This window comes from Polaromonas sp. P1_E3 (genome assembly GCF_056405935.1).
This window is the reverse complement of sequence record NZ_JBFUBD010000178.1, coordinates 1-5,600: the sequence shown is the minus strand read 5'-3', so window position 1 is coordinate 5,600 and position 5,600 is coordinate 1. Positions and strand designations below refer to the sequence as shown.

The 5,600-nt window shown below is 62.3% G+C and carries 8 protein-coding genes; 5 read left to right on the top strand and 3 right to left on the bottom strand.

Features of this window, described 5'->3' with window-relative positions; translation table 11 throughout:
• The 4 genes from AC1D0Z_RS15205 to AC1D0Z_RS15190 all read left to right on the top strand — a co-directional run.
• Positions 1-1,016 (top strand): Gfo/Idh/MocA family protein (locus AC1D0Z_RS15205; protein ID WP_477659061.1); only part of this gene is annotated, 1,016 nt, incomplete at its 5' end.
• A complete protein-coding gene (locus AC1D0Z_RS15200) occupies positions 1,013-1,594 on the top strand; it encodes a MarR family winged helix-turn-helix transcriptional regulator (RefSeq protein ID WP_477659060.1) in 582 nt (193 codons plus the stop codon). The genes AC1D0Z_RS15205 and AC1D0Z_RS15200, both read left to right, overlap by 4 nt.
• A 66-nt stretch (positions 1,595-1,660) precedes the next feature.
• Entirely contained in the window at positions 1,661-1,816 is a 156-nt protein-coding gene (locus AC1D0Z_RS15195) for a hypothetical protein (protein ID WP_477646178.1), read from the top strand.
• Between the two features lie 104 nt (positions 1,817-1,920).
• The gene (locus AC1D0Z_RS15190; RefSeq protein WP_477659059.1) at positions 1,921-2,799 is read left to right on the top strand and encodes a DMT family transporter; all 879 of its coding nucleotides are present in this window, start codon (positions 1,921-1,923) and stop codon (positions 2,797-2,799) included.
• 43 nt (positions 2,800-2,842) lie between these two features.
• On the opposite strand, the gene AC1D0Z_RS15185 is transcribed toward AC1D0Z_RS15190, so the two are convergent.
• Both AC1D0Z_RS15185 and AC1D0Z_RS15180 read right to left on the bottom strand, forming a co-directional pair.
• Positions 2,843-3,478, bottom strand: coding sequence for a 3-oxoacid CoA-transferase subunit B (locus AC1D0Z_RS15185; protein WP_477659058.1), 636 nt, complete (start codon positions 3,476-3,478; stop codon positions 2,843-2,845).
• Position 3,479: 1 nt separating this feature from the next.
• A complete protein-coding gene (locus AC1D0Z_RS15180; RefSeq protein ID WP_477659057.1) occupies positions 3,480-4,187 on the bottom strand; it encodes a CoA transferase subunit A in 708 nt (235 codons plus the stop codon).
• A 97-nt stretch (positions 4,188-4,284) separates the two neighbouring features.
• Here AC1D0Z_RS15180 and AC1D0Z_RS15175 point away from each other — a divergent pair, with 97 nt between their 5' ends.
• Positions 4,285-4,842, top strand: coding sequence for a helix-turn-helix transcriptional regulator (locus AC1D0Z_RS15175; protein WP_477659056.1), 558 nt, complete (start codon positions 4,285-4,287; stop codon positions 4,840-4,842).
• Between the two features lie 81 nt (positions 4,843-4,923).
• Here the strand turns inward: AC1D0Z_RS15175 and AC1D0Z_RS15170 are convergent.
• Positions 4,924-5,600: universal stress protein (locus tag AC1D0Z_RS15170; RefSeq protein ID WP_477659055.1), on the bottom strand; the 677-nt coding region annotated here is incomplete at its 5' end.

Genomic DNA, 5,600 nt, shown 5'->3' with positions numbered 1-5,600 from the left:
GCGCCAACCCGGCAGTGGAAGTGCTTTACATCGCATCGCCCCACCAGTTCCATGCCGGGCACGTGTGCCTGGCGGCCTCGCTCGGCAAGCACGTGCTGGTAGAAAAGCCCATGGCCCTCACAATTGATGAATGCACCCGCATGATTGAAGCGGCCCATAGCGCGGGCGTTCACCTCATCGTGGGCCACAGCCACAGCTTCAACATGCCGATTCGGCGCACGCGTGAACTCATCGACAGCGGCCGGTATGGCGCGGTGAAGATGATCCACGCCATGAACTACACCGACTTCCTCTATCGGCCGCGCAGGCCTGAGGAACTCGATACGGCCGCCGGCGGCGGGGTGATCCACAGCCAGGCGACACACCAGATGGACATCGTGCGGCTGCTGGGCGGCGGGCTGGTGCGCAGCGTGCGCGCCCATACCGGCGCCTGGGACCCGACCCGTCCCACTGAAGGCGCCTATAGCGCATTGATCGAATTTGAGGGCGGTGCGTTCGGCTCTGCCACGTACAGCGGCTATGGCCACTACGACTCGGATGAGCTGCTGGGCAACGTTGGCGAAATGGGCCAGGCCAAAACCCCGAGTGACTATGGAGCCGCCCGCAAACGGCTACAGGTTGCGTCCACCCCGGCTGAAGAAACAACGCTGAAAGCGGCGCGCAACTATGGCGGCAGCTCATATATGGCCAGCACCGCCCTGCCGCAAGGCCTGCAGCATCAGCACTTCGGTCAGTTCATCGTCAGTTGCGAAAAAGCAGACCTTCGCCCGGGCCCATCGGGAATTGCCATCTACGCTGACGGTGAAAAAACTTTCGAGCCCCTTTCTACCCCGCCGGTTCCGCGCCAGGAAGTGATCGACGAACTCTTTGCCGCGGTGATGCATGGCCATGCACCTCTTCACAGCGGCGAATGGGCCCGGGCCACCACGGCGGTGTGCCTTGCGCTGCTGGAATCCGCCCGCAGCGGGCGGGATTGCCAGCCGGAGTACCAAGTGCGTCACAATGCCAACTCATGAGCAATGACACGCAAAACATCATCCGCCATTGGCGCGAAGCCGTCCCCAATGACCGCCTTGCGCACCTGATCCGCGATGCCTCACGCGCCTTTCACCGTGCGCTGCAGGTGCGTCTGGCAGAGCATGGTGTGCCCTTTGGCCACTGGACCTTCCTGCGCATCCTGTGGGAGTCGGACGGGCTGACGCAAAAGGAGCTCAGCGCGCGCGCGGGCGTGATGGAACCCACCACCTTCATTGCGATGAAGGCCATGGAGTCGCTGGGCTACATCGTGCGCAAGCAGCTGCCCACCAACAAAAAAAATATGTATGTGCACCTGAGCGACAAGGGCCGCGCACTCAAGAAGCTGCTGGTGCCCCTGGCCGAAGAAACCAACAACGTCAGCATTGAAGGCATTGCACCTGAGGACATCAAAACCACACGCGCAGTGCTGCTGGCCATGATTGAAAACCTCGCAAAAGACGAGCTGCTGCAAACACCGCCCGCAACGAAGCGCAAGGCTGCCGCAAAGCCGGCCGCTCAGGCCACGCAAGCCGTCTCCACCACACGCAGCAAGCGTGGTAAAAAAGCCGCGCCCTGAAGCCCGCGCGGCGTCTCTTGCCGTACCGGCCGCTTACGCTGCCGTTTCGCGGGGTATAGTCAGCTTATGTACACGCCTTTTTCAAGCCATGCGACTGCGCCAGCCCTGCTGGCCGATGACATGCGCCTGACAGGCGGCTTTACCGCTCCCCCACCTGCCGCACCTCCGCGCAACGTGGTTGCTTCCGGCGCTTACCCGCCGGCCGCACACGTTCCCGGCTGAGTCCCAGCCGGTCCAGCTCTCCAGCCCTCGTTTGATTCAGCCACTGGCGCAGCCGCGCCACGTGCGCTCGCTGGAGCTTGTCCCTTTTTCGGCAGGTAATTTTCATGATTTCAAAAAACACGGCCTGGGCCACCTTCGGCCCGACTTCCCTTTTCGTTCTGATCTGGAGCAGCGGCGCGCTTTTCTCCAAACTCGGGCTGCAGCACGCCAGCCCTTTCGCCTTTCTGGGCTTGCGGTTTTCCCTTGCGCTCAGTGTTCTGCTCGTGCTTGGGCTGGCCGGGCGCCGCTGGCTGCCGGCGCCCGGTACACGCCTGCGCGTCGCGCTGACAGGTCTTCTGATGATCGGCAGCTATTCCATCTGCCATTTGCTGGCACTGGACCACGGCCTCACACCCGGCGTACTGGCCACCGTTCTGGGCGTGCAACCCATCCTGACGCTCGCGCTGACGGAGCGGCAGGCTTTTTCCAGGCGGCGCCTCGCGGGCCTCGGCCTGGCCCTGGGCGGACTGGTGCTGGTGGTGTATGAAAGCATTGCGCGTGCGCACTTCACCGCMACCGGAATGCTGTTTGCGTTTGGCGCCCTGGCGTGCATGACGCTGGGCGCCATCCTGCAAAAGTCAGTCAAACAGGCGCCGCGCGAAGTACTGCCGTTGCAACTGGCCTGCAGCCTGTTGCTGTGCCTGCTGTTCGCGCCGTTTCAGCCCATGGCTGTTGACCTGAGCGCCGGCTTCTGGGTGGCGCTGCTATGGATGGGCGTGGTGATGTCTGTGGTGGCGACGCTGCTGCTGTACCGCCTGATCCACGCAGGCAACCTGGTCAACGTCACCAGCCTGTTCTACCTGGTGCCTGCAGGCACGGCTGCCCTCGACTACCTGGTGCTGGGCAACCGCCTGGCGCCCTGGAGCCTGGTCGGCATGCTGGCGATCCTGCTGGGCCTGGTGCAGGTTTTCCGCAACCCTGTGCAGCCGTTAGCCGCACGCTAAAAGTTGCCGGGCGGAAGTGCAAAAGCCGCCGCCCGGCTACAGATCAAATCAGCTGGACACCCGTCTTGGCCTGCAAGACCTCGCGGGTGACGCCGGGTGCAAGTTCCACCACTTTGAGGCCTTCGGGCACCACGTCCATCACGGCCAGGTCGGTGATGATGCGGTCGACCACACCAACGCCCGTCAGCGGCAGGGTGCACTTCGGCAATATCTTCATGTCTTCGCTGCCGTCCTTCTTTTTGGCAACGTGCTCCATCAGGACGATCACGCGCTTGACGCCGGCGACGAGGTCCATCGCGCCGCCCATGCCTTTGACCATCTTGCCCGGGATCATCCAATTGGCAAGGTCGCCTTTTTCGCTGACCTGCATGGCGCCGAGGATCGACAAATTGATCTTGCCGCCGCGGATCATTGCGAAGCTTTCATGGCTGCCGAAAATGGAGGAGCCCTTGATGGTGGTCACGGTCTGTTTGCCGGCGTTGATCACGTCGGCGTCCACCTGGTCTTCGGTCGGAAACGGGCCAATGCCCAGCAKGCCGTTTTCCGACTGCAGCCACACTTCCTTGTCACCCGTGAAGTTGGCCACCAGCGTCGGGATGCCGATACCGAGGTTCACATAGAAACCGTCTTCGAGTTCCTGGGCGGCGCGCGCCGCCCACTGGTCGTGGGTCCAGGGCATATCAAACTCCCGCTTTCTCTGTAATGGTCCGCTTTTCAATTCGTTTTTCGGGATTCGCATTGAGCACGATGCGGTGCACATAAATCCCCGGCAGGTGGATGTCGTCGGGGGCGAGCTCGCCGACTTCGACGACTTTCTCCACCTCGACGATGCAGATCTTGCCGGCCATTGCGGCAGCCGGGTTGAAATTGCGGGCCGTGAGGTTAAAGCGCAGGTTGCCGGACTTGTCGGCCACATGCGCCTTGACCAGCGATACATCGGGAACCAGCGAGCGCTCCATCACATAGGTCTCGCCGTCAAATTCGCGCAACTCCTTGCCGTCGGCCACTTGCGTGCCCACGCCGGTCTTGGTGAAGAAGGCCGGAATGCCGGCGCCGCCGGCACGCAGTTTTTCAGCCAGCGTGCCTTGCGGCGTGAAGTCCAGCTCCAGCTCGCCCGCCAGGTACTGGCGCTCAAACTCCTTGTTCTCGCCGACATAGCTCGAAATCATTTTTTTGATCTGCCGCGTTTCCAGCAGTTTGCCCAGGCCGAAGCCGTCAACGCCGGCATTGTTCGAGATCACCGTGAGGTTTTTCACCTGGCTGTCGCGCAAGGCCTCGATCAGCGCCTCGGGAATGCCGCACAGGCCGAAACCGCCGACGGCCATCAACTGGCCGTCCTTGACGACGCCCTTGAGGGCCTCTGCGGCGGAAGGGAAAAGTTTTTTCACAAATAGTCTCCTTGAGTCGTGACGCTGGCAGGTGCCATCAGCAATCCATTACGATACTACTTATCAAGTTAGGTAGTTTTCCGTAAAGGTAAGTACTGTGGAAGTCGATTACCAGCTCGCATTCGATCTGGCACCGGTGGGACTGGTGCTGTCCCGCAACCGCTCCATTGTGGACTGCAACCGGCATTTGTGCGAGATGTTCGGTGCCACGCGCGAGCAGCTGGCCGGCCAGTCGTTCATGATTCTTTATCCCAGCGCGGACGAGTACGAGCGCATAGGCGCACGCATGATTCCCATCCTGAACGCCAAGGGCCTCTATTCCGACGACCGCATCATGAAGCGCGTGGATGGCCGCAACAAGGGTGAAACCTTCTGGTGCCACGTGACGGGTCGGGCGCTCAATCGCAGCGCACCGCATGAAGCCGGCATCTGGACGTTCGAGGACCTGAGCTCGCGCCGTCCTGTCACGGCTGAGCTCACTGCGCGTGAACGCGAAGTGGCCGCCCACCTGATGGACGGCATGACCTCCAAGGAAATCGGCCGCGCGCTGGTGATCAGCCACCGCACCGTCGAAATTTACCGGGCCCGCCTGATGCGMAAATACAAGGCSTCSACCACGGCCGACCTGGTGCACCGGCTCATGGCCGGCTCGTGACCGGCCCATCCTCAGCGCCCGGTTTGCTACGTTTTATATAGCACCTTGCGCTCGTCAATAAAGGGCTGCAGGCTTTTTCGATTAGATCATTGACGCTTTGATGCCGGCGAGCGCCGGCACAGCCGCTTCAGTCCCCAGCCGGTCAAACGGCAAAGCCTGTTTCACCAGGATCACCGTGCACGGCGCTGCCATGGCGACCTTGATCGGCACCGTCGCCAGCAGGCGCTGCATCTGCAGGCCATGCGTTGCCGCGCCCATCACGATCATGCTGACGTGATTGCCCTGGGCATAGTGCAACAGCGCCTGGGCAACATCGCCCGACTCGATGACATGAAAAGACACCACCTGGCTGCTCAGGTTCAGAGGCTGCGCCCACTGGCCTAACATGCCCAGGTAGCGCCGGTGCACGGTGGTTTCACTCGTCTGCGTATCGTGGCCCGGGGTTGCCTTCGGATCAATCACCGTCACGCAGGCCAGCCGTGCCCGCGGTGTCGTGCCCAGCACCCGCATCACGGCACGCCGCAAAGAATAGAGCGTGGCATCGCTCACGTCCAGGTAAGGCACAGCCACCATGATGATGGGCGCCGCATCAATCTGCCGGGAAGGCAGCGGGCTGGGTTGGTAGTCTCTTCCCGCCGCGCGCAGCCACCGCTTGAAGTGTGCCCAATATCCCGTGGGTTGCAGGCGCCGCCCAAGGGTGGTCACGGCGATCTGTGCCGGGTCGGACAGGTCCAGCGCCAGGTGCGCCGCTGACGCAT

Bases quoted from the DNA above. Each gene is read 5' to 3' on its own strand.
- AC1D0Z_RS15200 (WP_477659060.1), top strand. From the start codon at position 1,013: ATGAGCAATGACACGCAAAACATCATCCGCCATTGGCGCGAAGCCGTC.
- AC1D0Z_RS15195 (WP_477646178.1), top strand. From the start codon at position 1,661: ATGTACACGCCTTTTTCAAGCCATGCGACTGCGCCAGCCCTGCTGGCC.